General features: G+C 50.9%; 22 protein-coding genes and 1 pseudogene. 11 read left to right on the top strand and 12 right to left on the bottom strand.

Annotation, left to right across the window (positions count from 1 at the left end):
* Nucleotides 1–7: 7 nt before the first annotated feature.
* The 4 genes from nagZ to A7589_RS08680 all read left to right on the top strand — a co-directional run bounded on the left by nagZ (nucleotide 8) and on the right by A7589_RS08680 (nucleotide 4,070).
* On the top strand, nucleotides 8–1,033 hold the full coding sequence (gene nagZ / locus A7589_RS08695; protein WP_000529325.1) for a beta-N-acetylhexosaminidase: 1,026 nt from the start codon (nucleotides 8–10) through the stop codon (nucleotides 1,031–1,033).
* A gap of 22 nt (nucleotides 1,034–1,055) precedes the next feature.
* The gene (ycfP, locus tag A7589_RS08690) at nucleotides 1,056–1,598 is read left to right on the top strand and encodes an alpha/beta hydrolase YcfP (protein WP_000587922.1); all 543 of its coding nucleotides are present in this window, start codon (nucleotides 1,056–1,058) and stop codon (nucleotides 1,596–1,598) included.
* Nucleotides 1,599–1,999: 401 nt separating this feature from the next.
* Nucleotides 2,000–3,304 carry an NADH-quinone dehydrogenase gene (ndh, locus tag A7589_RS08685; protein WP_010352391.1) on the top strand — a complete coding sequence of 435 codons (1,305 nt, stop codon included), beginning with the start codon at nucleotides 2,000–2,002 and terminating at the stop codon, nucleotides 3,302–3,304.
* A gap of 226 nt (nucleotides 3,305–3,530) precedes the next feature.
* Nucleotides 3,531–4,070, top strand: a complete 540-nt coding sequence (locus tag A7589_RS08680; RefSeq protein WP_010350841.1) for a glycine zipper 2TM domain-containing protein — start codon at nucleotides 3,531–3,533, stop codon at nucleotides 4,068–4,070.
* A gap of 61 nt (nucleotides 4,071–4,131) precedes the next feature.
* Here A7589_RS08680 and comR read toward each other — a convergent pair whose 3' ends face one another.
* Entirely contained in the window at nucleotides 4,132–4,764 is a 633-nt protein-coding gene (gene comR / locus A7589_RS08675) for a TetR family copper-responsive transcriptional repressor ComR (RefSeq protein WP_000179804.1), read from the bottom strand.
* A 240-nt stretch (nucleotides 4,765–5,004) separates the two neighbouring features.
* On the opposite strand from comR, the gene bhsA reads away from it, so the two are divergent.
* Nucleotides 5,005–5,262, top strand: coding sequence for a multiple stress resistance protein BhsA (gene bhsA, locus A7589_RS08670; protein ID WP_000800144.1), 258 nt, complete (start codon nucleotides 5,005–5,007; stop codon nucleotides 5,260–5,262).
* Between the two features lie 80 nt (nucleotides 5,263–5,342).
* Here bhsA and ldtC read toward each other — a convergent pair whose 3' ends face one another.
* The 3 genes from ldtC to A7589_RS08655 form a co-directional block, all read right to left on the bottom strand.
* Nucleotides 5,343–6,305, bottom strand: coding sequence for a L,D-transpeptidase LdtC (ldtC, locus tag A7589_RS08665; protein ID WP_010353631.1), 963 nt, complete (start codon nucleotides 6,303–6,305; stop codon nucleotides 5,343–5,345).
* Between the two features lie 143 nt (nucleotides 6,306–6,448).
* On the bottom strand, nucleotides 6,449–9,895 hold the full coding sequence (gene mfd, locus A7589_RS08660) for a transcription-repair coupling factor (RefSeq protein ID WP_010353633.1): 3,447 nt from the start codon (nucleotides 9,893–9,895) through the stop codon (nucleotides 6,449–6,451).
* A 127-nt stretch (nucleotides 9,896–10,022) separates the two neighbouring features.
* A complete protein-coding gene (locus A7589_RS08655) occupies nucleotides 10,023–11,093 on the bottom strand; it encodes an acyltransferase family protein (RefSeq protein ID WP_000810303.1) in 1,071 nt (356 codons plus the stop codon).
* A gap of 260 nt (nucleotides 11,094–11,353) precedes the next feature.
* On the opposite strand from A7589_RS08655, the gene lolC reads away from it, so the two are divergent.
* The 5 genes from lolC to cobB are packed head-to-tail and all read left to right on the top strand — an operon-like array spanning nucleotide 11,354 to nucleotide 16,268.
* Nucleotides 11,354–12,553: a lipoprotein-releasing ABC transporter permease subunit LolC gene (gene lolC / locus A7589_RS08650; protein WP_000284717.1), complete on the top strand. Its 1,200-nt coding sequence runs from the start codon at nucleotides 11,354–11,356 to the stop codon at nucleotides 12,551–12,553.
* On the top strand, nucleotides 12,546–13,247 hold the full coding sequence (lolD, locus tag A7589_RS08645; protein ID WP_001033695.1) for a lipoprotein-releasing ABC transporter ATP-binding protein LolD: 702 nt from the start codon (nucleotides 12,546–12,548) through the stop codon (nucleotides 13,245–13,247). The genes lolC and lolD overlap by 8 nt, the downstream gene beginning before the upstream one ends.
* Complete coding sequence (gene lolE, locus A7589_RS08640) at nucleotides 13,247–14,491, top strand: lipoprotein-releasing ABC transporter permease subunit LolE (protein ID WP_108188804.1); 1,245 nt, start codon at nucleotides 13,247–13,249, stop codon at nucleotides 14,489–14,491. The genes lolD and lolE overlap by 1 nt, the downstream gene beginning before the upstream one ends.
* 28 nt (nucleotides 14,492–14,519) lie before the next feature.
* A complete protein-coding gene (gene nagK / locus A7589_RS08635) occupies nucleotides 14,520–15,431 on the top strand; it encodes an N-acetylglucosamine kinase (protein WP_000291313.1) in 912 nt (303 codons plus the stop codon).
* A 15-nt stretch (nucleotides 15,432–15,446) separates the two neighbouring features.
* The gene (cobB, locus tag A7589_RS08630; protein ID WP_000952723.1) at nucleotides 15,447–16,268 is read left to right on the top strand and encodes a Sir2 family NAD+-dependent deacetylase; all 822 of its coding nucleotides are present in this window, start codon (nucleotides 15,447–15,449) and stop codon (nucleotides 16,266–16,268) included.
* 138 nt (nucleotides 16,269–16,406) lie between these two features.
* Here the strand turns inward: cobB and A7589_RS23235 are convergent.
* The 5 genes and pseudogenes from A7589_RS23235 to potA form a co-directional block, all read right to left on the bottom strand.
* A pseudogene (locus tag A7589_RS23235) lies at nucleotides 16,407–16,703 on the bottom strand (DUF3592 domain-containing protein); the annotation flags it as partial.
* 351 nt (nucleotides 16,704–17,054) lie between these two features.
* On the bottom strand, nucleotides 17,055–18,101 hold the full coding sequence (potD, locus tag A7589_RS08620) for a spermidine/putrescine ABC transporter substrate-binding protein PotD (protein WP_000759309.1): 1,047 nt from the start codon (nucleotides 18,099–18,101) through the stop codon (nucleotides 17,055–17,057).
* Nucleotides 18,098–18,892 carry a spermidine/putrescine ABC transporter permease PotC gene (potC, locus tag A7589_RS08615; protein ID WP_000580316.1) on the bottom strand — a complete coding sequence of 265 codons (795 nt, stop codon included), beginning with the start codon at nucleotides 18,890–18,892 and terminating at the stop codon, nucleotides 18,098–18,100. The genes potD and potC overlap by 4 nt, the downstream gene beginning before the upstream one ends.
* Nucleotides 18,889–19,746, bottom strand: a complete 858-nt coding sequence (gene potB / locus A7589_RS08610; RefSeq protein WP_105282460.1) for a spermidine/putrescine ABC transporter permease PotB — start codon at nucleotides 19,744–19,746, stop codon at nucleotides 18,889–18,891. The genes potC and potB overlap by 4 nt, the downstream gene beginning before the upstream one ends.
* Nucleotides 19,730–20,866 (bottom strand): spermidine/putrescine ABC transporter ATP-binding protein PotA, encoded by a 1,137-nt coding sequence (gene potA / locus A7589_RS08605; protein WP_000531593.1) that lies wholly within the window; start codon nucleotides 20,864–20,866, stop codon nucleotides 19,730–19,732. The genes potB and potA overlap by 17 nt, the downstream gene beginning before the upstream one ends.
* A gap of 249 nt (nucleotides 20,867–21,115) precedes the next feature.
* Here potA and pepT point away from each other — a divergent pair, with 249 nt between their 5' ends.
* Nucleotides 21,116–22,342: a peptidase T gene (gene pepT, locus A7589_RS08595; RefSeq protein ID WP_000359429.1), complete on the top strand. Its 1,227-nt coding sequence runs from the start codon at nucleotides 21,116–21,118 to the stop codon at nucleotides 22,340–22,342.
* Nucleotides 22,343–22,390: 48 nt separating this feature from the next.
* On the opposite strand, the gene roxA is transcribed toward pepT, so the two are convergent.
* The 3 genes from roxA to phoP all read right to left on the bottom strand — a co-directional run bounded on the left by roxA (nucleotide 22,391) and on the right by phoP (nucleotide 25,719).
* Nucleotides 22,391–23,512, bottom strand: a complete 1,122-nt coding sequence (gene roxA / locus A7589_RS08590; RefSeq protein WP_000456505.1) for a [50S ribosomal protein L16]-arginine 3-hydroxylase — start codon at nucleotides 23,510–23,512, stop codon at nucleotides 22,391–22,393.
* 75 nt (nucleotides 23,513–23,587) lie between these two features.
* A complete protein-coding gene (phoQ, locus tag A7589_RS08585) occupies nucleotides 23,588–25,048 on the bottom strand; it encodes a two-component system sensor histidine kinase PhoQ (protein ID WP_000735426.1) in 1,461 nt (486 codons plus the stop codon).
* On the bottom strand, nucleotides 25,048–25,719 hold the full coding sequence (gene phoP / locus A7589_RS08580) for a two-component system response regulator PhoP (protein ID WP_001265481.1): 672 nt from the start codon (nucleotides 25,717–25,719) through the stop codon (nucleotides 25,048–25,050). Before phoP ends, phoQ begins: the two co-directional genes overlap by 1 nt.
* Nucleotides 25,720–25,840 lie beyond the last annotated feature (121 nt).

Below are 25,840 nucleotides of genomic sequence, written 5' to 3'. Positions count from 1 at the left end.
GAGCAGTGTGGGTCCAGTAATGTTGGATGTTGAAGGTTACGAACTGGACGCGGAAGAGCGTGAAATACTGGCGCATCCGCTGGTGGGTGGGCTGATTCTCTTTACGCGTAACTATCATGATCCTGCCCAGTTACGCGAACTGGTGCGCCAAATCCGCACAGCTTCGCGCAATCATCTGGTGGTGGCGGTAGATCAGGAAGGTGGGCGCGTGCAGCGTTTTCGTGAAGGTTTTACCCGCTTGCCAGCGGCACAATCATTCGCTGCGCTGTTGGGAATGGAAGAAGGCGGCAAACTGGCACAAGAGGCAGGCTGGTTGATGGCCAGCGAAATGATCGCCATGGATATTGATATCAGCTTTGCACCCGTGCTGGATGTAGGGCACATTAGCGCGGCGATTGGCGAGCGTTCTTACCATGCCGATCCCGAAAAAGCCCTAGCAATCGCCAGCCGGTTTATTGATGGTATGCATGAAGCCGGAATGAAAACCACTGGTAAACACTTTCCAGGCCACGGTGCAGTAACGGCAGACTCGCACAAAGAGACGCCGTGCGACCCACGTCCGCAAGCGGAAATTCGCGCCAAAGATATGTCAGTCTTCAGTACGTTAATTCGCGAAAATAAACTCGACGCCATTATGCCTGCGCATGTGATCTACAGCGATGTTGATCCGCGTCCGGCGAGCGGTTCTCCCTACTGGCTGAAAACCGTTTTACGTCAGGAGCTGGGGTTTGACGGCGTGATTTTCTCAGACGATTTATCGATGGAAGGTGCCGCGATTATGGGCAGTTATGCCGAACGTGGGCAGGCATCACTGGATGCGGGTTGCGATATGATCCTGGTCTGCAATAATCGTAAGGGAGCCGTCAGCGTGTTAGATAATCTGTCACCGATCAAGGCAGAGCGTGTTACACGTTTGTATCATAAAGGTTCATTTTCGCGACAGGAGCTGATGGACTCGACTCGCTGGAAAGAGATCAGCGCCCGTCTGAATCAGTTACATGAACGCTGGCAGGAAGAGAAAGCAGGTCACTAACCCTGGCTTATGTGAGGAAGCGATGATTATCTATTTACACGGTTTTGACTCTAACAGTCCGGGTAACCACGAGAAAGTTTTACAATTGCAGTTTATTGACCCGGATGTACGCTTGATAAGCTACAGCACTCTGCATCCGAAACACGATATGCAGCATCTGCTCAAAGAAGTAGACAAAATGCTGCAACTGAATGTTGACGAGCGCCCGCTAATTTGCGGTGTCGGGCTGGGCGGTTACTGGGCAGAACGGATTGGTTTTCTCTGCGATATCCGCCAGGTGATCTTCAACCCCAATTTGTTCCCTTACGAGAACATGGAAGGGAAGATTGATCGCCCGGAAGAGTACACCGATATCGCGACTAAATGTGTGACCAATTTCCGTGAGAAGAATCGAGATCGTTGTCTGGTGATTTTGTCGCGTAACGATGAGGCGCTTAACAGTCAGCGGACATCTGAAGAGTTGCATCATTATTACGAGATTGTCTGGGACGAAGAGCAGACGCACAAATTCAAAAATATCTCCCCGCATTTGCAGCGCATTAAGGCGTTCAAAACCCTCGGTTAAAAGCTATCGTCGGTCGTATCAGGTAACCTTGCTGGTATCTGATGCGCCCCGGATTCTGTAGGTTGGATGAAGCGTCCACGCCATAGCCGACAGCCGTGCACCAATGCCTGATGCGATGCTGCGCATTGTATCTGGCCTACCAAATGCCCTCCATATACGCCTCACTCTCCCGATCCAGCTTAAATAATAAACAACAATCTCTGTTTTTTGATCTCACCCAGTAAATCCGCCTATCTTTTCAGCAACAAAACTTGATTCATATCAATTTTGGTATGACCAATGCACCATTCATGTTATTCTCAATAGCGAAGAGCATTTTCATCATTGTAACCTGCTGTTAATTAAGGGCTATGCACATAACCATTAATTAACAATTGGTTAATAAATTTAAGGGGGTCACGTTGACTACGCCATTGAAAAAGATTGTGATTGTCGGCGGCGGTGCTGGTGGGCTGGAAATGGCGACACAGCTTGGACATAAGCTGGGACGTAAGAAAAAAGCCAAAATTACGCTGGTAGATCGCAACCACAGCCACCTGTGGAAACCGCTGCTGCACGAAGTAGCGACTGGCTCGCTCGATGAAGGCGTCGATGCACTGAGTTACCTGGCTCATGCGCGTAATCATGGTTTTCAGTTCCAGTTGGGTTCTGTGGTTGATATCGATAGAGAAGCGAAAACAATCACCATTGCTGAACTGCGCGACGAGAAAGGCGAACTGCTGGTGCCGGAACGCAAAATCGCTTATGACACGCTGGTGATGGCGCTGGGCAGCACCTCTAACGATTTCAATACGCCGGGTGTAAAAGAGAACTGTATTTTCCTCGATAACCCGCATCAGGCGCGTCGTTTCCATCAGGAGATGCTGAATCTGTTTCTGAAATACTCTGCCAACCTTGGCGCGAATGGCAAAGTGAATATTGCGATTGTTGGCGGCGGCGCGACTGGCGTAGAACTCTCCGCTGAATTGCACAACGCCGTCAAGCAACTGCACAGCTACGGTTACAAAGGCCTGACCAACGAAGCGTTGAACGTAACGCTGGTTGAAGCGGGCGAACGTATTTTGCCTGCGCTGCCGCCACGTATCTCTGCTGCCGCCCACAATGAGTTAACGAAACTGGGCGTTCGCGTGCTGACGCAAACCATGGTCACCAGCGCCGATAAAGGTGGTCTGCACACTAAAGATGGCGAATATATTGAGGCTGATCTGATGGTGTGGGCTGCCGGGATCAAAGCGCCAGATTTCCTGAAAGATATTGGCGGTCTCGAAACCAACCGTATCAACCAGCTGGTGGTGGAACCGACGCTGCAAACCACGCGCGATCCAGACATTTACGCTATTGGCGACTGTGCGTCATGCCCGCGTCCGGAAGGGGGTTTTGTCCCGCCGCGCGCTCAGGCCGCACACCAGATGGCTACCTGCGCAATGAACAATATTCTGGCGCAGATGAATGGCAAACCGCTGAAAAATTATCAGTATAAAGATCACGGTTCGCTGGTATCGCTGTCGAACTTCTCCACCGTCGGTAGCCTGATGGGTAACCTGACGCGCGGCTCAATGATGATTGAAGGGCGTATTGCGCGCTTTGTGTATATCTCGCTGTATCGGATGCATCAGATTGCGCTGCATGGCTACTTCAAAACTGGACTAATGATGTTGGTAGGTAGTATCAACCGCGTTATCCGTCCGCGTTTGAAACTGCATTAATCAACTTGTACTGGCGGATGCGGCGTAAACGCCTTATCCGCCCAGGATAAATGGTACGAGCGGCAGGCCTGATAAGACGCGTTAAGCGTCGCATCAGGCATTCCCTCAGACTCCTCCGAATCCTTAAGTATTTCCTGCTATTCCTGCGCTTTTCATCTTCTGTCTGATGGTTGTTTCACCCCTTCGATTGCATGATTGACATAACTGCAAAGAAGGAGGTGTTCCCGTGAATAAATCAATGTTGGCGGGTATCGGGATTGGTGTCGCGGCTGCGCTGGGCGTAGCGGCAGTGGCCAGCCTGAACGTGTTTGAACGTGGCCCGCAATACGCTCAGGTTGTTTCTGCAATCCCAATCAAGGAAACAGTTAAAACACCGCGCCAGGAGTGCCGCAATGTCACAGTGACCCATCGCCGGCCGGTGCAGGATGAAAATCGCATCGCTGGTTCAGTTCTGGGCGCTGTGGCTGGTGGGGTGATAGGGCATCAGTTTGGCGGTGGTCGCGGTAAGGATGTTGCTACAGTCGTTGGGGCGCTTGGTGGTGGATATGCTGGTAACCAGATCCAGGGCTCTCTCCAGGAACGTGATACTTACACCACCACCCAACAGCGTTGTAAAACGGTGTATGACAAGTCAGAAAAAATGCTCGGTTATGATGTGACCTATAAGATTGGCGATCAGCAGGGCAAAATCCGCATGGACCGCGATCCGGGTACACAAATCCAATTAGATAACAACGGGCAACTGATTCTGAATAACAAAGTATAACAAGGCTGTACTCTGCAATTTAGCCCCTCATTCGCTCAGGCTGAGGGGCTTTTTTTGCGTTTTATTTCACCAGTTCGGGCCATAAACGCAAAGTGGTTTGGGCAATCTGCATCAGTTTTTCCAGCGATGCGCCTTCGCGGGCGCTGATCGACATCCCCTGAATAATACAATTAAGGAATTCCGCCAGATGCGTCACGTCACAGTGGGTCGGGATTTCCCCGCGCGCCTGTCGTTGACATAAAAACTGCTGCAAGGTGCGTTCTTGCATCGCGTGGCGTGATTTCAACGTATTGGCGATATCTCCTGAATCCGGGGAGAGCGTGGTGCAGTTGTTGATCATAAAGCAGCCAGCAGGGGTATCTTTGCTGGTAAAGCAGTTGGCGATGGCAGCGAAATAGTCAGTCAGCGCAGACACCACGCTTTTCTCTTCACAAAACAGTTGTGCTTCGTGCTTTGCGGCAAAACGGTCGATATAGCGATCCAGTACGGCGCGGAATAATCCCTCTTTATTGGTGAACTCCGCGTATAGCGTTGGCGCTTTGGCTCCGGTCGCTTCGACGAGATCGGCAAGAGAAGTCGCTTCATAACCGTGCTGCCAGAACAACTTCATGGCCTTATCAAGCGCGTCTTCCCTGTCGAACACTTTTGGGCGACCACGGCTTTTTTTTACACAATGTGTTGAGTCAGTTGCCATGATGCCGTTGTACCTTTTAGCTGTGAATGAATGGTTATTATAAAAATAATCACTTCCGTTCACCAGTCCAGAAGTCAGAAAAATAATTGTTCTCTATTTAACTGAAATTTAAAGAATTTTAATTTAATTAATGAATGTTATAAAAAACATCTTGTATGTGATCTAGATCACATCTATCATTTAGTTATCGATCGTTAAGTAATTGCTTGCGACGCCATTCATCTGCATAAGGTCACTATTATGAAAAACGTAAAAACCCTCATCGCTGCGGCGATTTTAAGCTCCATATCATTTGCCAGCTTTGCGGCTGTTGAAGTCCAGGCAACACCGGAAGGTCAACAAAAAGTGGGTACTATCAGTGCTAACGCGGGGACAAATCTGGGATCGCTGGAAGAACAACTGGCACAAAAAGCGGATGAGATGGGTGCTAAATCTTTCCGTATAACTTCAGTAACCGGTCCGAATACCCTCCACGGAACGGCAGTAATTTATAAATAAGCATTAACCCTCATTAATGCCTGTTATTGCTGCTTTTTCCCCGCAACACCCTGTGCTGCGGGGATTTTTTTGCTCGCGATTTACAGCGTCTGTTGATTCACTTGATGGCGGCGCACATCAACCGGCATTCCGGAACGCACGTCCATTACGCGCTGCATCACCTCGGCGTCAGTTTGCGCAGCATTTTTAAATGCCTGCATCGTACTGTTGAGCGTAATCGGCAACAATTGCGGATCGTCATCTATCTTCTCTGACAGCGGCTGATGCACTTCCACCAGACGTGCGCCGTTTGGTTCGGTGGAGACTTTAATCGGCGTGTTGATAATATTCACTTTGGTGCCGGGGTTGACCTGGCTGAAAAGTGTTTTGATATCGTCATCGCGCAAACGGATGCAGCCAGAGCTTACCCGCATACCAATACCGAAATCGGCGTTCGTACCGTGAAGCAAATAGACACCGCCATAGGCCGCCAGACGAATCGCATGATGGCCCATCGGGTTATCCGGTCCTGCCGGAACGACTGGTGGAAGCTCAATCCCCTGGGCTTTATAACGGGCGCGGATGTTTGCAGTCGGCGTCCAGGTTGGGTTTGCACGCTTGTCCGAAACGGTAGTCACCATTGTCGGCGTCAGTGTGTCACCCCCCAACTGACCAATGCCGATGGGGTACACGGTCACTGAATTTTTGCCCGGTGGGTAGTAATAGAGACGCAACTCCGCAATGTTGATCACAATGCCTTCACGCGGCGCGTCTGGCAGTAAAGTTTGCAATGGAATGGTTAACACACTGCCTGCGCGCGGTACATACGGATCAATACCGGGATTAGCCTGTAACAGAGCGAGGAAGCCGACGTTATATTTTTTCGCGATAGCTTCCAGCGAACCACCATCGTTTTCCACCACATGAAATTTGTTTTCGCCAACCAGACGACTACCCGCTGGCGGTAGCGGCCAGGTGTTGGCTTTTGCCGGTAGCGCCAGAGCCACGGCAGCGGCGAACGTAAAAAACGTTAGCCAGCGAGAAAAACGCGTTTTGATCATCACCAAAAATCCATAATAAATATAAGGTTATTGTAATAAAAAGATAAGTCTGAATTATGGATGGTGGCAGTGTCGGATAGTGCAGGGAAGTGCAAAGAATTTGTAAATGTTGGGGATGGGGGCGCAGAAACGCCCCCGATTTGCCATTATGCGATCGCGTTCTCTTCCAGTTCACGCATAAACTGGCGCACCCATTCGATACGTTTTTTCCGTTCGCCCAAATCCTGAATAAACTTCAGGCGCGTCGGGCCATCGAGACGATAGTGCTGTGGCTGCTTTTGCAGCAAACCAATCAGCCAGGCAGGATTCACGTGATTCTTCTCGGCAAATTCGATCACGCCGCCTTTCTCATTCCCTTCCAGCTTCCTGATCCCCAGCTTCTGCGCTTGCTGGCGCAGACGGGCAATATCCAGCAGGGTTCGCGCCGGATCTGGCAGCAGACCGAAGCGATCGATAAGTTCGACTTTGATCTCTTCCAGTTCGCTTTCCGTTTTGGCGCTGGCAATACGTTTATAGAACGACAGACGGGTATTTACATCAGGAATGAAGTCATCCGGCAACAGCGACGGCATCCGCAGTTCGACTTCCGTTTGCTGGCTGGTGAGATCTTCCAGCGACGGCTCGCGTCCGGCTTTCAGTGCATCGACGGCGTTTTCCAGCAACTCCATATACAGCGAGAAACCGATAGTTTCCATCGAACCACTTTGTTCTTCGCCGAGCAGTTCACCGGCGCCGCGAATCTCCAGATCGTGCGTTGCCAGCGCAAATCCCGCGCCAAGGTCTTCCAGAGACGCAATCGCTTCTAGACGTTTTTGCGCATCGGTAGTCATCGCTTTCGGATGCGGCGTCAGCAGCCATGCATACGCCTGATGATGCGAACGTCCGACGCGGCCACGCAACTGGTGTAGTTGCGCCAGACCGAAGTGATCCGCGCGTTCAATAATAATGGTGTTGGCGGTAGGGATGTCGATCCCGGTTTCGATAATCGTGGTACAAACCAACACGTTAAAACGCTGATGATGGAAATCATTCATCACCCGTTCCAGTTCGCGTTCGCGCATCTGCCCGTGACCGATGGCAATCCGCGCTTCAGGCACCAGTTCCGCCAGCCGTTCGGCGGCTTTCTGGATGTTTTCCACATCATTGTAGAGATAATAAACCTGTCCCCCGCGCAGAATTTCACGCAGGACAGCCTCTCTGACCACCAGACTGTCATACTCACGGACAAAGGTTTTAACTGCCAGACGACGGGCGGGCGGCGTGGCGATAATCGACAGATCGCGCATTCCGCTCATTGCCATATTCAGCGTACGTGGGATCGGCGTTGCGGTAAGCGTCAGAATATCCACGTTCGCGCGCATCGCTTTAATGCGCTCTTTATGACGCACCCCGAAGCGGTGCTCTTCATCGACAATCAGCAGGCCTAAATCTTTAAACTTGACGTCACTTTGCAGCAGTTTGTGCGTACCGATAAGAATATCGATTTTCCCTTCCGCCACTTCCGTAAGGATTTGCGTCTGCTCTTTGGCGCTGCGGAAACGGGAGATCATTTCGATGCGTACCGGCCAGTTGGCGAAACGGTCGCGGAAATTGTCGTAATGCTGCTGTGCGAGAAGAGTCGTTGGCACCAGTACCGCCACCTGCTTGTGGTTCTCTACTGCCAGGAAAGCGGCGCGCATCGCCACTTCTGTTTTACCAAAGCCAACATCGCCGCACACCAGACGATCCATTGCCAGCGGCTGACACATGTCGCTAAGCACCGCATTAATCGCCTGCGCCTGATCCGGCGTGGTTTCGAACGGGAAGCTGTCGCAGAACAATTGGTATTGCTCGCGATCGTGTTTAAACGCGAAGCCCTCTTTGGCGGCGCGTTGCGCGTAGATATCCAGCAATTCCGCTGCCACATCACGCACTTTTTCCGCCGCTTTCTGCCGCGCCCGCGACCAGGCATCGCCGCCAAGTTTATGCAGTGGGGCATTTTCTTCCGCGCCACCGGCGTAACGGCTAATCAGATGCAGCGACGACACCGGGACATACAGTTTGGCGTCGTTGGCGTAAGTGAGCATCAGGTACTCGCCGGTAATGCCGCCAGCCTCCAGGGTGGTCATTCCGGCATAGCGCCCGACGCCGTGCTCCAGATGCACCACCGGCTGACCAATGTGCAGCTCCGCGAGGTTACGGATCAGTGTATCGGGGTTGATGGCACGGCGAGAATCCTGACGACGACGGGCAACGCGTTCACCGAGCAGATCGCTTTCGCAAATCAGCGCCAGATTACGTACCGTATCAACAAAACCATGTTCGGCAGCGCCAATCATCAGATAACGCCCACGGTCACTGGCCTCATCGAGACGCATAATACGTTGTGGAGCTATTTTTATACGGGCGAGCAGTTCACCGAGTGCTTCACGGCGACCTTCACTTTCTACCGAGAACACAACAGGGCCGTCGAAAGACTCGAGGAATTTACGCAACGCATCCAGCGGGGCTTTTTGTTGCGCCTGAATGGCAAGGTCTGGCAACTTCTGAAAGCCTAAATTGGCATTCGCTGCTTTTGTCGGTAAATGTTCATTTTTTAGCTGTACACGCGGCCAGTTTTTCAGCTCTGAGAACAGTTCATCGACCCGCAGCCAGAGCGATTGTGGCGGCAGCAGTGGACGCATCGGATCGACGCCGCGATTCTCAAAACGCGCCAGCGTGTCAGCCTGGAAACGTTCGGCACTGTTTTCCAGATCGCCAGTATTCACCAGCAATGTATTGGCAGGGAAATAACTGAACAGTGGCGGCAACGGTTCGCTGAAGAATAGCGGTTGCCAGTACTCGATCCCGGCAGGCAATGTGCCTTTGCTCACTTGTTGATAAATATGTTCTGGATCGCGTTTTACTTCGAAAGAATCACGCCACTGACTGCGGAACAGTTCAATTGCCGCTTTATCGGTCGGAAATTCGTGTGCGGGCAGCAGGTTGATAGCTTCAACTTCCTCCAGCGTGCGTTGGCTATCGACATCAAATACTCGCAGGCTGTCGATTTCATCATCAAAGAAATCAAGACGATAAGGTAGCTCACTACCCATCGGGAAGAGATCCAGCAATGCGCCGCGCGTGGCGTATTCGCCGTGCTCCATCACCTGATCAACATGGCGATAACCGGCGCTGTCCAGTTGGGTACGCAATGCATCTCGTGACAGGCGCTGACCTTTTTTCATCACCAGCGCATGACCGTGGAGAAAACTGTGCGGGCAAACGCGCTGCATAAGCGTATTCACCGGAACAATCAGTACGCCACGTTGCATCGTTGGTAACTGGTAAAGGGTGGAAAGACGCGAGGAGATAATATCCTGATGAGGCGAAAAACTGTCGTAAGGGAGGGTTTCCCAGTCCGCCAGATTCATCACCATCTGGTCGGTGAACTGGCTGATTTCATCATGCAAACGTAGAGCATTTTGCATATCTGGTGCAATGAGCACCACCGGTCCGGTGTGACGTTCGGCAATTTCCGCTACCAGCGTCGCGCAGGCAGCGCCGGTTAACTCGCCCAGCAGACGCTGTTCACCCGCTTTGACGGGCAGCGTATAACGATATTGTTCAGGCATAACGGTTGTCAGATTCTCGTTAGGATATGCCTCAACATATGGGGACATATCTCTGATAAGCAATGCTGTTCATTATCCGGAATCGACATGGTTTAGCAAATTGAATCGCCCCGGCTGGGGCGATGGCTTAGCGAGAATAACTGGTTGCAGGCAGAGAAGGCGGGGAGAACAACAGGTCGCTGAATGCGCGTTGTGAAAATTTTCGTACCAGCAAGCCAGCCAGTGTACAAATCAACAAACTGACAAAGGGATAAACCAGCAGGAGCGCCAGTTCGAGTTGCGGCGACCAGCGCGCCGCGTTCATTTGCGGAATCAGACTTAAGCTGAATATCTCTACCAGAATGCGATGGGTGGTGTAGATGGCAATGGTGTTGGAACCAATCACATTCAGCAGGCTGGAGGAGCGCATACCGAAACGCTGCTCGTACTGATAAAACAGCTTCATGATCACCACAATCGACACCAGCGACAACAGCAACGAAATATTAAACAACCAGGCACTGACCGCCAGAACGGCCAGCAGCGAAGACATCAGCAGATGGCGGCGCAACGGTACTTCTTTAACACAGGTCATTAATGTTGCGCCAAACCATGCGCCAAGGCTGTAATAAGGCAAATTGCGGATCACACTGTTCATTCCCCACCACGGCGTGGGAACGAAATTAACAGCCACACTCATCAGTACAAACAGGGCGAATAACGGCAGAGCCTGGCGATTAAAAATTTTACATATCACGAAATAGACAATTAAAGCGTACAGATACCACAAGCTGGTGCTGGCGGTGAGCATCCCGTGCAGGAATTCACCGGTGGAATCGGCATAAGCGGCATTGGAGGCATTGCTTAAATCGCGCTCAGGTGCCAGCCACTGATTCAGTGCGCTTAGCGCCAGCCACTGCACCACGCCCCAAAGCGCCAGCACCCAGAAGATGCTCCAGATGCGTTTATCGAGACAATTTCCCCACGGCACACTGTCGATATAGCGGCGAATCAAATAGCCGGAGATAAAGAAAAAAACCGGCATACGGAAGGGCGCAAGGTAAAGATTGAAATAGATCCAGCATTTACTCAGTACTTCCGATAACGGATGCTGAAAAGTGGTCAGATGCGGGTAAAAGGTGATTACCGAGTGATAAACCACCACCAGACAGATGCATAACCCTTTGATCTGGTTAATCCATAGTTCTTTTTGTTTCATCAGAACAACACGCTCTTTTATTTAACATGCTGTTGATCCTGCGGGGCGAGTCGCGTGGTGTAATGCGTATCTGTCTGTATTTGGTTATTTTTCAGATAAAGATCAGGCCACAAGGCCGATGAGAAAATGAGACCCTTTAGCCGATTGATTTACTGATGCTTTTCAGATTAGCCCTGATGATCACTTACAGTTCAGGCGTTTACCCATCCTGCTTTCGCTTATATACTCGTGTCTTTGCTAACAGCAACCAGACGGATTTCATGTACCAACCTGTCGCTCTATTTATTGGCCTGCGTTACATGCGTGGGCGTGCAGCGGATCGCTTCGGTCGTTTCGTCTCCTGGCTTTCTACCATCGGCATTACCCTCGGGGTGATGGCGCTGGTCACAGTATTGTCAGTGATGAACGGCTTTGAGCGCGAACTGCAAAACAACATCCTTGGCCTGATGCCACAGGCGATCCTCTCTTCGGAGCAGGGCTCTCTTAACCCGCAGAAACTCCCGGAAACGGCAGTCAAACTGGACGGCGTAAATCGCGTCGCGCCTATCACTACTGGTGATGTGGTGCTGCAAAGCGCACGCAGCGTGGCGGTAGGCGTCATGCTGGGTATCGATCCGGCGCAAAAAGATCCGCTAACCCCGTATCTGGTCAATGTGAAACAAGCCGACCTCGAGCCAGGGAAATATAATGTCATCCTCGGTGAACAGCTTGCTTCACAGTTGGGCGTTAATCGCGGTGATCAAATCCGCGTGATGGTGCCTTCTGCCAGCCAGTTCACGCCGATGGGGCGTATTCCAAGTCAGCGCCTGTTCAATGTGATTGGTACTTTTGCCGCTAACAGTGAAGTCGACGGCTATGAAATGCTGGTGAATATTGAGGATGCCTCGCGTCTGATGCGTTATCCGGCAGGCAATATCACCGGCTGGCGTCTGTGGCTGGATGAGCCGCTGAAAGTGGACTCGTTAAGCCAGCAAAAACTGCCAGAAGGCAGTAAATGGCAGGACTGGCGCGACCGTAAAGGTGAGCTGTTCCAGGCCGTGCGCATGGAAAAAAATATGATGGGCTTGCTGCTGAGCCTGATTGTCGCCGTTGCGGCGTTTAACATTATTACCTCGCTGGGGCTGATGGTGATGGAGAAGCAGGGCGAAGTGGCAATCCTGCAAACGCAGGGTTTAACTCCGCGACAAATCATGATGGTCTTTATGGTACAGGGTGCCAGCGCCGGGATTATTGGTGCGATCCTTGGAGCGGCGCTTGGCGCACTGCTTGCCAGTCAGCTGAATAATCTGATGCCGATAATCGGCGTCCTGCTTGATGGCGCGGCGCTGCCGGTCGCTATCGAACCTTTACAGGTCATTATTATTGCGCTGGTGGCGATGGCTATCGCGCTGCTTTCTACGCTTTACCCTTCCTGGCGCGCTGCCGCCACTCAACCCGCTGAGGCTTTACGTTATGAATAAGATCCTGTTGCAATGCGACAACCTGTGCAAACGCTATCAGGAAGGCAGTGTGCAAACCGACGTGCTGCACAATGTCAGTTTCAGCGTGGGCGAAGGCGAAATGATGGCTATCGTCGGTAGCTCTGGTTCTGGCAAAAGCACCTTGCTGCACTTGCTGGGTGGGCTGGATACGCCAACTTCCGGCGATGTGATTTTTAACGGTCAGCCGATGAGCAAACTATCGTCGGCGGCGAAAGCAGAACTGCGTAACCAGAAGCTGGGCTTTATTTATCAGTTTCACCACCTGCTGCCGGATTTTACCGCGCTGGAAAACGTGGCTATGCCGCTGCTGATTGGCAAGAAAAAGCCCGCTGAAATCAACAGTCGAGCGTTGGAAATGTTAAAAGCGGTGGGGCTGGAGCATCGCGCGAATCACCGTCCATCCGAACTTTCTGGCGGCGAACGTCAGCGTGTGGCGATTGCCCGTGCGCTGGTTAATAACCCGCGTCTGGTACTGGCGGATGAACCTACCGGTAACCTTGACGCACGTAACGCCGACAGCATCTTCCAGTTGCTTGGGGAGTTGAATCGCTTGCAGGGCACCGCTTTCCTGGTGGTTACTCACGACCTGCAACTGGCGAAACGTATGAGCCGCCAACTGGAAATGCGTGATGGTCGTCTGACGGCGGAACTGAGCCTGATGGGGGCGGAGTAATGGCGATGCCTTTATCGTTATTAATTGGTCTGCGTTTTAGTCGCGGACGGCGGCGTGGCGGCATGGTGTCGCTGATCTCCGTCATTTCTACCATTGGCATTGCACTTGGCGTGGCGGTATTGATCGTCGGCTTAAGCGCGATGAACGGCTTTGAGCGTGAACTGAATAACCGCATTCTGGCGGTAGTACCGCATGGCGAAATTGAAGCGGTGGATCAGCCGTGGACTAACTGGCAGGAAGCACTGAATAACGTGCAAAAAGTGCCAGGTATTGCCGCCGCTGCGCCGTATATCAACTTCACGGGGCTGGTGGAAAGCGGTGCGAATCTGCGCGCGCTTCAGGTAAAAGGGGTTGATCCGCAACAGGAACAGCGCCTAAGTGCGCTGCCCTCGTTTGTCCAGGGCGATGCCTGGAACAATTTTAAAACCGGTGAGCAGCAGATTATTATCGGCAAAGGCGTAGCGGATGCGTTAAAAGTGAAGCAGGGCGATTGGGTGTCGATCATGATCCCAAATTCGAATCCCGAGCATAAACTGATGCAGCCAAAACGTGTGCGCTTGCAAATTGCCGGAATTTTGCAGCTGAGCGGTCAACTCGATCACAGTTTTGCCATGATCCCGCTGGCGGATGCCCAACAATATCTTGATATGGGTTCCAGTGTGTCAGGTATTGCCCTTAAAATGACGGATGTTTTTAACGCCAACAAACTGGTGCGTGACGCGGGCGAAGTGACCAATAGCTATGTTTATATCAAGAGCTGGATCGGCACTTACGGCTATATGTATCGTGATATCCAGATGATCCGCGCCATTATGTATCTGGCGATGGTACTGGTGATTGGTGTGGCCTGTTTTAACATCGTCTCCACTTTAGTGATGGCGGTAAAAGACAAGAGTGGCGATATCGCAGTATTAAGAACGCTGGGCGCGAAAGACGGTTTAATTCGCGCCATTTTTGTCTGGTATGGATTGCTGGCTGGGTTGTTCGGCAGCTTGTGCGGTGTGATTATCGGCGTGGTGGTTTCGCTGCAACTCACTCCGATTATCGAGTGGATTGAAGATCTGATCGGCCATCAGTTCCTCTCCAGTGACATTTATTTTATTGACTTCCTGCCATCGGAATTGCACTGGCTGGACGTCTTCTACGTACTGGTCACAGCATTGTTGCTGAGTCTTTTGGCAAGTTGGTATCCGGCGCGGCGCGCCAGTAATATTGACCCTGCGCGAGTCCTTAGCGGCCAGTAAAGGCAGTACATTAAAACAAGGAGCGGCAATGTATTACGGGTTTGATATTGGTGGAACAAAAATTGCGCTAGGTGTGTTTGATAGCAGTCGGCAGTTGCAGTGGGAAAAGCGGGTGCCGACGCCGCGTGACAGCTATGACGCATTTTTGGATGCAGTGTGCGAGCTGGTAGCCGAAGCTGACCAGCGTTTTGGCTGTAAAGGTTCTGTCGGCATCGGTATTCCGGGAATGCCAGAAACAGATGATGGCACGCTGTATGCCGCCAATGTCCCCGCCGCCAGCGGTAAACCGCTGCGTGCCGACCTGAGCGCACGTCTTGAGCGCGATGTGCGACTGAATAATGACGCTAACTGTTTTGCCCTTTCTGAAGCCTGGGATGATGAATTTACCCAATATCCGCTGGTGATGGGATTAATTCTCGGTACTGGCGTTGGCGGTGGACTGGTATTCAACGGTAAGGCGGTGACGGGTAAGAGCTACATTACCGGCGAGTTTGGTCATATGCGTCTGCCGGTCGATGCGTTAACCATGATGGGGCTGGATTTCCCATTACGCCGCTGCGGCTGTGGTCAGCATGGCTGCATTGAAAATTATCTGTCTGGTCGCGGTTTTGCGTGGCTGTATCAACACTATTATCATCAACCGTTGCAGGCTCCCGGAATTATTGCGCTTTATGATCAAGGCGATGAGCAGGCAAGGGCGCACGTTGAGCGTTATCTGGATCTATTAGCGGTTTGTCTGGGAAACATCCTGACCATTATTGACCCTGATCTGGTGGTCATTGGCGGTGGGTTATCCAATTTCCCGGCAATCACAACGCAACTGGCGGACAGGCTGCCTCGTCATCTCTTACCTGTAGCTCGTGTTCCGCGTATTGAACGCGCGCGCCACGGTGATGCAGGCGGAATGCGTGGAGCTGCCTTCCTACATCTAACCGATTAAACAACAGAGGTTGCTATGCTGTCGCGTCGGGGTCATCGGTTAAGTCGTTTTCGTAAAAATAAACGCCGCCTGCATGAGCGTTTACGTCAGCGTATTTTTTTCAGAGATAAAGTGGTGTCGGAAGCAATGGAAAAACCAAGAGTACTCGTACTGACAGGGGCTGGTATTTCTGCGGAATCAGGTATTCGTACCTTTCGCGCCGCAGATGGCCTGTGGGAAGAGCATCGTGTTGAAGATGTTGCGACGCCAGAGGGCTTTGATCGCGACCCGGAACTGGTGCAAGCGTTTTATAACGCTCGTCGCCGACAGTTACAGCAGCCAGAAATACAGCCTAACGCCGCGCATCTTGCGCTGGCTAAACTGCAAGATGCCCTCGGCGACCGCTTTTTGCTGGTGACGCAGAATATCGATAACCTGCATGAACGCGCAGGCAATACCAATGTGATTCATATGCATGGAGAATTGCTGAAAGTACGTTGTTCACAAAGTGGGCAGGTTCTCGACTGGACTGGCGATGTTACGCCAGAAGATAAATGTCATTGTTGCCAGTTTCCGGCTCCGCTGCGCCCGCACGTGGTGTGGTTTGGTGAAATGCCGCTCGGCATGGATGAAATTTATATGGCACTGGCGATGGCGGATATTTTCATTGCCATTGGTACATCCGGGCATGTTTATCCGGCCGCCGGGTTTGTTCATGAAGCAAAATTGCATGGCGCGCACACCGTGGAACTGAATCTTGAACCGAGCCAGGTTGGTAACGAATTTGCCGAGAAATATTACGGTCCGGCAAGCCAGGTAGTGCCAGAGTTTGTTGAGAAGTTGCTGAAGGGCTTATAAAGCAGGCAGCATTGCCTGATGCGCTACGCTTATCAGGCCTACGATGGGGCGCAATTAATTGAATTTGCGGGTTTTGTAGGCCGGATAAGGCGTTAACGCCGCATCCGGCATAATACACGCGCACTTTACCGGCCTCTTTTAACTTTTACTCGTCCATAACAGTGCTGCAAAAAACGTACAGACTCCAATCAGCCCCGCCCAGAGCGGCGATATTTTAACAATCGCAAAGCTATTATCGATATACAGGCATAAAGCCTGATAGCCCATATTGGCGACAGTCATGGCCACTGCAAATTTTAACGCATAAATAAAACGTGTCGTGTAGTAAAAGATCCAGGAAAATAAGACAAACGCTGCAGCCCAGGAGATAAAACCTAATGTCGAGGTGCTGCCTGGCGGATCATTCTCATGCTTTTGTTCGGGATGCGGATAATAGACATTGACTCTGTCACCTTCGCTATCTTCATAAAAATCACTACCAATACTCGAATTAAAAATTAGCGTGTAATCTGGTGTAGGGCGAAAGGCAACCACTGGATACCAGGAACCATTATCACCGACGTCGTTTGAGTGATTGTTGTACCAAACGGCATCAACAATGATTCCTTCTGTATGAACCGCGCTTTTGGTAAAAGTAAAATGGTAATAAAAGATAATTGCAGAAATAACGAGCAATATCAGACCAATACCGAGAAAAGCGCGGGATAACACTTTACTGTCCTGACTCATAAGCCACATTCTTGCTAAACAAAAAACGGGCGGTAATACCACCGCCCGTTTGCTGAATTAACGTCCTGCTTTCAGCTTCTGATAATACTCTTCATAAATGCTGCTGGCTGCGCCAACGTCATTCTGCCATTCACCATTTTTAATGGTTTCAGCATCCGGGTAGAGCGTTTTATCGTTCGCCACTTCCGGGCTTAACAGCTTACGCGCCGCAAGGTTTGGCGTTGGATAACCGATAGTTTCGGCAACCTGTTTTGCCACATCCGGGCGCAGCAGGAAGTTGATTAGTTTCAGCGCGCCTTCTTTATTTTTGGCATTTGCCGGGATCGCCAGGCTGTCCATCCAGAAAATGCCGCCTTCTTTCGGCCACACCACATCAATTGGCGTGCCCGCCTGGCGTGCAACGAAAGCAGAACCGTTCCAGATCATGCCGAGGTTAACTTCGCCTTCCATGTACGGGTTAGCCGGGTTATCGGAGTTAAACGCTGCCACGTTTGGCATCAGTTTTTTCAGCTCGTTATACGCAGCTTCAATCTCTTTCGGGTCGGTAGTGTTACCGGAGTAGCCCAGCTTACGCAGCGCCATCTGGAATACTTCACGGGCATCATCGGTCAGCAGCAGGCTGCCTTTGTACTCAGGCTTCCACAGATCGGCCCAGCTGGTAACAGACTTCGGATCCACCGCATCACCGTTAACGCCAATCGCCGTCGCACCCCAGATATACGGAATGGAGTAGTCGTTATTCGGGTCAAACGGCTTGTTGAGCATGTCTGGATCGAGGTTGCTGAAGTTGCTTAACTTCGACTTGTCGATCTTCTGGATCATCCCTTCTTTACGCATTTTATCGACGTAATAGGTTGAAGGAACCACCAGGTCATAGGCACCGTCTTTGTACGTTTTCAGTTTTGCGTACATGGTTTCATTTGACTCGTAAGTCGAATAGATAACCTTAATACCGGTTTCTTTGGTGAACTGTTCAAGCAGTCCTGGCGGCACGTACTCGGTCCAGTTGTAGAAATACAGCGTGTTGTTGTCATCGGCGTGAGCGGCGCTCATGCCCAGTGCCAGAGCACCCGCCGCGAGCAGGTGGCGTGACCATTTTTTCATTTAACGTCCCCTGTGTTACCTTTCGTTTTATCACGAGCAATAAGCTGGCTGGCAATAACCATCACCAGCGACAGCACCAGTAATATGGTTGCCAGCGCGTTAACTTCTGGCGATACGCCGACTTTGACCATCGAATAAATTTTTAACGGCAGAATTTCATAGCTCGGTCCGGTGACAAACGACGAAACTACCACATCGTCCATCGACAGGGTAAAGCTTAGCACCCAGCCCGCCGCCACAGCCGGCATTGCCAGTGGCAAAATGATTTTCCGTAGAATGGTAAATTCGCTGGCGCCGAGATCTTTCGCCGCTTCCAGCATCCGCACATCAAAACCTTTCAGGCGCGAATACACCGTCACCACCACAAATGGCAGGCAGAAGGTGATATGCGAGAACAATAGCGACCAGAAGCCAAGCTGAATACCCAACAGCATAAACAGCACCAGCAGAGAAATCGCCATCACGATATCTGGCGACATCATCACCACAAACAGCATTCCGCTAACGAACGGCTTACCGCGAAAGCGATAACGGTACAGCGCAACCGCTGTCAGTGAACCGATAAGCGTAGCAAACGTCGCCGAGAACACCGCCATCGTCAGTGAATGTTGCGCCGCCTGTAACAAGCTGTCGTTGTTCATCAGCAGGCTATACCATTTGGTGGTAAAACCCTGCCAGTTAATGCCAAAGCGCGAGCTGTTGAAGGAGTTCACAATCAAAATAATGATTGGGATATACAGGTACGCGTAGATAGCGGTCATAAAACCGCCGCGAAGCAGTCGACCGATCATTCGAGTTCCACCTTCTTATTCAGCAAACGAGAAGCGCGCCAGTAAACCAGCAACATCAGACCCATTACGATAGTCAGCGTAATGCTGGTGGCAGCACCAAACGGCCAGTCACGAATATTAAGGAACTGTACCTTGATGACGTTACCGATCAGTAGGTTTTTCGCACCGCCCATCAGGTCGGATACATAGAACAAGCCCATGGCTGGCAGCATCACCAGCAGACATCCGGCAATAATTCCTGGCATCGTCAGCGGAATAATAATACGGATAAAAGTCTGCAGTTTGCTGGCACCGAGATCGCGTGCCGCTTCCAGTAAAGGTTTATCCAGTTTTTCAATACTGGAATAGAGTGGCATCACCATAAACGGTAGCAGAATGTAAACCAGACCGATAATCACCGCGCTGGGGGTGAACATGATGCGAATTGGGGTATCAATAACGCCCAGCCACATCAGGAACTCGTTGAGATAGCCTTTGGTGCTGAGGAAAATTTTTAGCCCATAGATACGAATCAGCGAGTTTGTCCAGAATGGAACAATCAGCAGAAACAGCAGCAGCGGTCGCACTTTATGCGGTAGTTTTGCCAGAAACCAAGCAAACGGGTAACCCAGCACCAGGCAGGCGAGAGTGGCGATCAGCGCCATATTCAGCGAGTGCACGAGCACTTCAAAATAGAGCGGATCGAGCAGACGTGTGTAGTTATCCAGCGTAAAGACCATTTTGACGAAACTGGCGTCGTCGCGGGTCAAAAAGCTGGTGCCAATGATCATCAGGTTGGGCAGAAAGACAAACAACACAAGCCAACCGACAATAGTGACAATCACTACATTCTGGAACTTACTTGTGTTCTTCATCAGCCAGTACGACCTCCCAGCTTTCTACCCAATTAATGGCCATTTTCTGGTCGAGAGAGTGGTCAAAGTCAGGATCGTCTTCATTAAAGAATTCGCTGACCATCACCATCTTGCCATTTTCCAGTTCGACAACTGACTCCAGCGTCATGCCTTTGTAGTTGCGTTCGCGAACGTAACCAATCAGCCCTTCGACGTGGTTGTCGTCGTTGATTTCGTCAACGCGTAAGTCTTCCGGGCGTAGCAGAACATGCAGTTTTTGCCCCGGCTCAACGGCGAAGTTAACGTAAATATTACACTCGCGGCCTTCAACGTTGGCGCGTACGCGTTGCTCGTCGAGACGTTCGATCACCGTGGCGTTAAACATATTGATTTCGCCAATGAACCCGGCAACGAACAGGTTTTTTGGCTCTTCGTAGATTTCACGTGGTGTGCCGTCTTGTTCAATGCGACCATCGCGCATCACCACAATCCGGTCAGACATAGTGAGTGCCTCTTCCTGGTCGTGGGTAACGAAGACGAAAGTAATGCCAAGTTTTCGCTGTAACGCTTTTAACTCGTTCTGCATCTGTTTGCGCAGTTTGTAATCCAGCGCGGAAAGCGATTCATCAAGCAACAATAGACGAGGCTTGTTAACCACCGCGCGGGCAATGGCCACGCGTTGCTGCTGACCGCCAGAGAGTTGATGCGGTTTGCGTTGAGCGAAGGTTTCCAGTTGTACCATCCGCAGGGCTTCCATCACGCGAGGCGTAATTTCAGCAGCGGGGGTTTTTTGCATACGCAAGCCAAAGGCCACATTTTCGAATACGGTCATGTGGGGGAATAACGCGTAGCTTTGGAAAACGGTGTTCACATAGCGGTTTTCCGCCGGAACGTGGGTGATGTCCTCGTTATCCAGCATGATGCGCCCGGAATCAACAGTTTCCAGACCCGCAATCAGGCGAAGAACGGTTGTTTTACCGCAGCCAGAAGGGCCAAGCAGCGTGAGGAACTCGCCATTGTTGATAGTCAGATCAAGCTGGGGAATGACTTCTTTACCATCAAAGCATTTGCGAATTCCCGCTAATTGCACCAGCGGTGAAAGCGAACTCGGTTGTTTATTCAATTTTTTACTCTGTCCCATGTAAACGCAACGGATGGCTTACCGATGCGGGGTTTGTGGTTAACCACCTTGGTGACTCTTAATGAGGGCGGTAATTCTACGGCAAACCATCGGAATCGCCAATCCTTGTTGTGAATTACTGGCTTAGCTTTATATTGATTAAGGTAATGTTGATAAATATTCCCGCTTGCAGGGGTAAAAGTGACCTGACGCAATATTTGTCTTTTCTTGCTTCTTAATAATGTTGTCACGAAAAGTGAGGGTGACTACATGGATAAACTACTTGAGCGTTTTTTGAACTACGTGTCTCTGGATACCCAATCAAAAGCGGGAGTGAGACAGGTTCCCAGCACGGAAGGTCAGTGGAAGTTATTGCATCTGTTGAAAGATCAGCTCGAAGAGATGGGGCTTATCAATGTGACCTTAAGTGAGAAAGGAACGCTAATGGCGACGTTACCGGCTAACGTTCCTGGCGATATCCCGGCGATTGGTTTTATTTCTCATGTGGATACCTCTCCGGATTGCAGCGGTAAAAATGTAAATCCGCAAATTGTTGAAAACTATCGTGGTGGCGACATCGCGTTGGGTATCGGCGATGAAGTTTTATCACCGGTTATGTTCCCGGTTCTGCATCAGCTTCTGGGTCAGACGCTGATTACCACCGATGGTAAAACCTTGTTAGGTGCCGATGACAAAGCAGGTATTGCAGAAATCATGACCGCGCTGGCGGTATTGCAACAGAAAAACATTCCGCATGGTGATATTCGCGTCGCCTTTACGCCAGATGAAGAAGTGGGGAAAGGGGCGAAACACTTTGATGTTGACGCCTTTGATGCCCGTTGGGCTTACACCGTCGATGGCGGTGGCGTAGGCGAACTTGAGTTTGAAAACTTCAACGCCGCATCGGTGAATATCAAAATTGTCGGTAACAACGTTCACCCAGGCTCGGCAAAAGGCGTGATGGTTAACGCGCTATCGCTGGCCGCACGTATTCATGCAGAAGTTCCGGCGGATGAAAGCCCGGAAACTACCGAAGGTTATGAAGGTTTTTATCACCTGACGAGCATGAAAGGCACCGTTGAGCGTGCCGATATGCACTACATCATTCGTGATTTCGACCGTAAACAGTTTGAAGCACGCAAACGTAAAATGATGGAAATTGCCAAGAAAGTGGGCAAAGGGCTGCACCCTGACTGCTACATTGAACTGGTGATTGAAGACAGTTACTACAACATGCGCGAGAAAATTGTGGATCATCCGCATATTCTCGATATCGCCCAGCAGGCGATGCGCGATTGTGATATTGAACCGGATCTGAAACCGATCCGTGGCGGCACCGACGGCGCGCAGTTGTCGTTTATGGGATTACCGTGCCCGAACCTGTTTACTGGCGGTTACAACTATCATGGTAAACATGAATTTGTGACCCTGGAAGGAATGGAAAAAGCGGTGCAGGTGATCGTGCGTATTGCCGAGTTAACGGCGCAACGGAAGTAAGCGAAAAGGGATGCGGCATGTGATGCCGCATCCGGCTTACATTCAAACTTACCCTTCGAAGAACCAATACCCGCTATTGACCAGCGCCGCGAGCATCGCGAGGAATGACGGATCTTCCAGCGCATCGCCAAAATTCTCGGCGGTCAGCACAATATTGCTGGCGAGCGCATCCAGCGCCGGACGGTGCGGAGAATCGATCTTTTCACCATTGGCGTATACATCATCACCAATGCGCAATACGCGCAGACCACCCAGGCGCACCAGCACATCACCTTGTTTCAGCGCATCGTAGATTTCATCCGGCTGATAAGGCGGCTCTGGCGGCGCGATATCCAGTTCATGACGTGACTGGGAAATAAACTCGCCAAACCATTGTTTAAAGTGTTCCGGCTGGTTGATCAATTCGAGCATCATCTCACGCAGTTTATCCATCTCCTGCGGCAGAACATCAGCCGGATGGGCGCGAGGAGGAACATCCGGATCGCTGTAATAATTACCGCCCAGCTCACGTTGCAGAACATAATCAGCAAAACCGCTGATCAGCTCCCGCGTATTAGGTGCACGAAAACCGACAGAGTAGTTCATCGCATTTTCCAGCGCGTAGCCTTCGTGCGGGAATCCCGGTGGAATATAAAGAATATCGCCCGGCTCCAGTTCTTCGTCGATAATTGCTTCAAACGGATCGACCTGTAACAGATCCGGGTGCGGACAATGCTGTTTCATTTGCAGCTTTTCGCCGACCCGCCAGCGACGACGACCGGTGCCCTGGATAATAAACACGTCGTACTGATCGAGATGCGGGCCGACGCCACCACCAGGTACGGAAAATGAGATCATCAGATCGTCAATGCGCCAGTCCGGTAATTCACGGAACGGACGCATCAGCGCGGCGGTTGGTTCATGCCAGTGATTCACTGCCTGCACCAGCAATGACCAGTTGGTCTCACCGAGATGATCGTAGCTTTCGAACGGGCCGTGGCTGACCTGCCATTTGCCATCCTGGTGACTGACCAGTCGACTGTCGACTTCGCTTTCCATCGCCAGACCCGCCAACTCGTCTGGAGAGATTGGGTCAATAAAATTATTAAAGCCGCGTTTTAACACTACCGGACGTTTCTGCCAGTGGCGTTCAAGAAAATCGGGCCAGTTAAGGGTAAGTTGGTATTCCATGTTAAGCGTCCATAGGCGGGTATCTGCAACCGATTATAACGGATGCTTAACGTAATGCGTGAAGAAAGGGCATATTTATTCACTCTTTGGCGCAGAATGCTGGCGACCAAAAATCACTTCCATTCGTGCACCGCCGAGCATACTCTCTCCGGCGATGATTTTTCCGTCGTATTGCTCGGTAATTTCGCGTGCGACAGCCAGACCAACACCTTGTCCTGGACGCAAGGTATCAACCCGTTGACCACGGTCGAAGACCACTTCACGCTTGCTTTTCGGGATACCGGGGCCATCATCCTCGACCACAATATAGAGATGATCATCGGTTTGTCTGGCTGAAATTTCGACAAACTCAAGACAGTATTTACAGGCGTTATCCAGTACGTTGCCCATCACTTCGACAAAATCGTTCTGCTCACCCACAAAGCTGATTTCTGGCGAGATATCGAGGGAAATATTAACCCCTTTACGCTGATAAACTTTGTTCAGTGCTGAGGTGAGATTGTCCAGCAGTGGGGCGACAGGATGCAACTCGCGGCTAAGTAATGTACCACCGCGCATACTGGCGCGATGCAGGTAGTAGCCAATTTGCTGCGAGATGCGGCTGATTTGTTCCAGCATTACCGGCTCTGCTTCGCTGACGCTCATCTTCTCACTACGCATGGAACGTAGCGTACTTTGCAGCACCGCCAGCGGTGTTTTTAGACTGTGCGTCAGGTCGGTGAGCGTGGTGCGGTATTTGTCGTAACGTTCACGCTCGCTTTTTAATAGCCGGTTCAGGTTACGTACCAGGCTGGTAAGTTCCCTTGTGGTGGTAGGGTTGAGTAGTTCCCGGTTGTGCTCTTCCAGTTCGCGGACTTCTTTTGCCAGGGCTTCGATGGGGCGTAAACTCCACCATGCGGCGACCCATAACAGAGGGATCACTAACAGCAGGTTGGCTGAGAGCACATAGACAAACCAGCTCCACACCATATAGGAACTTTTAAGCTCTACAGGGATGGTATCAACCACCACAATGGTTAACTTCGGCATCTGCGGCGTTGCCGGATAGATGTTTACTGCCACCGAGTGAGTCATCTCAGCGTCGTCGTCATCCTCCCGTACTTCCTGTAACTGTTGCTGTATAGAATGATCTTCACTCAGCAAGATGCTGGTATCGTTAACATCCGCTTCTATTTCATGGAAGCCATTAGATTTCAGCCAGTCAGGCTGGATCATTTTCATCAGCCAGGGAACGTCACGCTGCGCCCATAAAAGCTGCCCGTTCTCATCATAGATCAGTGTCATAGTAGGACTTTGCTTGTCGATATTTTCGGGCAATTCGACATGCAATTTGTTGTTTTCCCACTTCGCGAGGGTATAGAACAGGTTGCTCTCGCCACGTAACAGCCGAAACGTGGTTTTATCGAAACTGACGCTATAACCGATCAGCGCGACCATCCCGTAGGCAAGCGAAAGCACCAGCACTACCGCTGCTGTTGCCAACAGAAAACGTACCCGTAGCGAGAGTGGGGAAAAAAGACGCAGTAATTTTTTCATCAGCGCAATTCGAACAGATAGCCCTGGCCGCGAACGGTGGTAATCACTTCTTGCGGATATTGCGCCTGAATTTTCTTACGCAGTCGACCCATTAATACATCAATGGTATGGCTTTCCCGCAGTTCGGCATCCGGATAGAGCTGTAACATCAGCGAATCTTTGCTGACCACTTTGCCGTTATTACGGATTAGCGTTTCCATAATGGTGTATTCAAACGCGGTCAGTTTGATCACTTCGTCATTAATGGATAATTCACGGCGGGAGAGATCAACCTGAAACGGTGGCAGCGAAATAACCTGTGAAGCCAGACCGCTATTACGCCGCATCAACGCCTGCATACGCGCCATCACCTCTTCAATATGAAACGGTTTGGTCACGTAATCATCAGCACCGGCACTTAAGACTTCGACTTTGTCCTGCCAGCTTTCACGGGCGGTTAATACCAGAATCGGTAGTGAAACATCATTGCTACGCCAGCGGCGGATCAGCGACAGGCCATCTTCATCAGGCAAGCCAAGATCGACAATGGCAATATCCGGTAAATGTTCATTGAGATAATAATCTGCTTCTTTGGCATCTTCTGCGTCATCGACCTGATGACCAGCGTCCTGAATCTGAACTTTAAGATGGTGACGTAACAACGCATTGTCTTCGACAACCAGTACGCGCATTTTTATTCTCCCTGTCTTAATTATTAAAATAGTGTAACGCGATTATGTGTTTATGGGAGTAAACATTAATTAAACCAGCGGGTAGGGGAGGCAACACAGGAAAAGATTCGCTTAAGAAGCA

Origin of the sequence: Escherichia sp. MOD1-EC6475 (assembly GCF_003046645.1) — a bacterium.
In the GTDB taxonomy this organism is placed as follows: Bacteria; Pseudomonadota; Gammaproteobacteria; order Enterobacterales; family Enterobacteriaceae; genus Escherichia; species Escherichia ruysiae.
Note: the sequence above shows the minus strand (reverse complement) of the source record. Positions and strands in the feature narration are given on the sequence as shown.

Bases quoted from the DNA above. Each gene is read 5' to 3' on its own strand.
- mfd (WP_010353633.1), bottom strand. From the start codon at position 9,895: ATGCCTGAACAATATCGTTATACGCTGCCCGTCAAAGCGGGTGAACAG.
- potD (WP_000759309.1), bottom strand. From the start codon at position 18,101: ATGAAAAAATGGTCACGCCACCTGCTCGCGGCGGGTGCTCTGGCACTG.
- bhsA (WP_000800144.1), top strand. From the start codon at position 5,005: ATGAAAAACGTAAAAACCCTCATCGCTGCGGCGATTTTAAGCTCCATA.
- phoP (WP_001265481.1), bottom strand. From the start codon at position 25,719: ATGCGCGTACTGGTTGTCGAAGACAATGCGTTGTTACGTCACCATCTT.
- potC (WP_000580316.1), bottom strand. From the start codon at position 18,892: ATGATCGGTCGACTGCTTCGCGGCGGTTTTATGACCGCTATCTACGCG.
- comR (WP_000179804.1), bottom strand. From the start codon at position 4,764: ATGGCAACTGACTCAACACATTGTGTAAAAAAAAGCCGTGGTCGCCCA.
- A7589_RS08655 (WP_000810303.1), bottom strand. From the start codon at position 11,093: ATGAAACAAAAAGAACTATGGATTAACCAGATCAAAGGGTTATGCATC.
- phoQ (WP_000735426.1), bottom strand. From the start codon at position 25,048: ATGAAAAAATTACTGCGTCTTTTTTCCCCACTCTCGCTACGGGTACGT.
- lolE (WP_108188804.1), top strand. From the start codon at position 13,247: ATGGCGATGCCTTTATCGTTATTAATTGGTCTGCGTTTTAGTCGCGGA.
- cobB (WP_000952723.1), top strand. From the start codon at position 15,447: ATGCTGTCGCGTCGGGGTCATCGGTTAAGTCGTTTTCGTAAAAATAAA.
- potA (WP_000531593.1), bottom strand. From the start codon at position 20,866: ATGGGACAGAGTAAAAAATTGAATAAACAACCGAGTTCGCTTTCACCG.
- potB (WP_105282460.1), bottom strand. From the start codon at position 19,746: ATGAAGAACACAAGTAAGTTCCAGAATGTAGTGATTGTCACTATTGTC.
- pepT (WP_000359429.1), top strand. From the start codon at position 21,116: ATGGATAAACTACTTGAGCGTTTTTTGAACTACGTGTCTCTGGATACC.
- roxA (WP_000456505.1), bottom strand. From the start codon at position 23,512: ATGGAATACCAACTTACCCTTAACTGGCCCGATTTTCTTGAACGCCAC.
- ycfP (WP_000587922.1), top strand. From the start codon at position 1,056: ATGATTATCTATTTACACGGTTTTGACTCTAACAGTCCGGGTAACCAC.
- lolD (WP_001033695.1), top strand. From the start codon at position 12,546: ATGAATAAGATCCTGTTGCAATGCGACAACCTGTGCAAACGCTATCAG.
- lolC (WP_000284717.1), top strand. From the start codon at position 11,354: ATGTACCAACCTGTCGCTCTATTTATTGGCCTGCGTTACATGCGTGGG.
- nagK (WP_000291313.1), top strand. From the start codon at position 14,520: ATGTATTACGGGTTTGATATTGGTGGAACAAAAATTGCGCTAGGTGTG.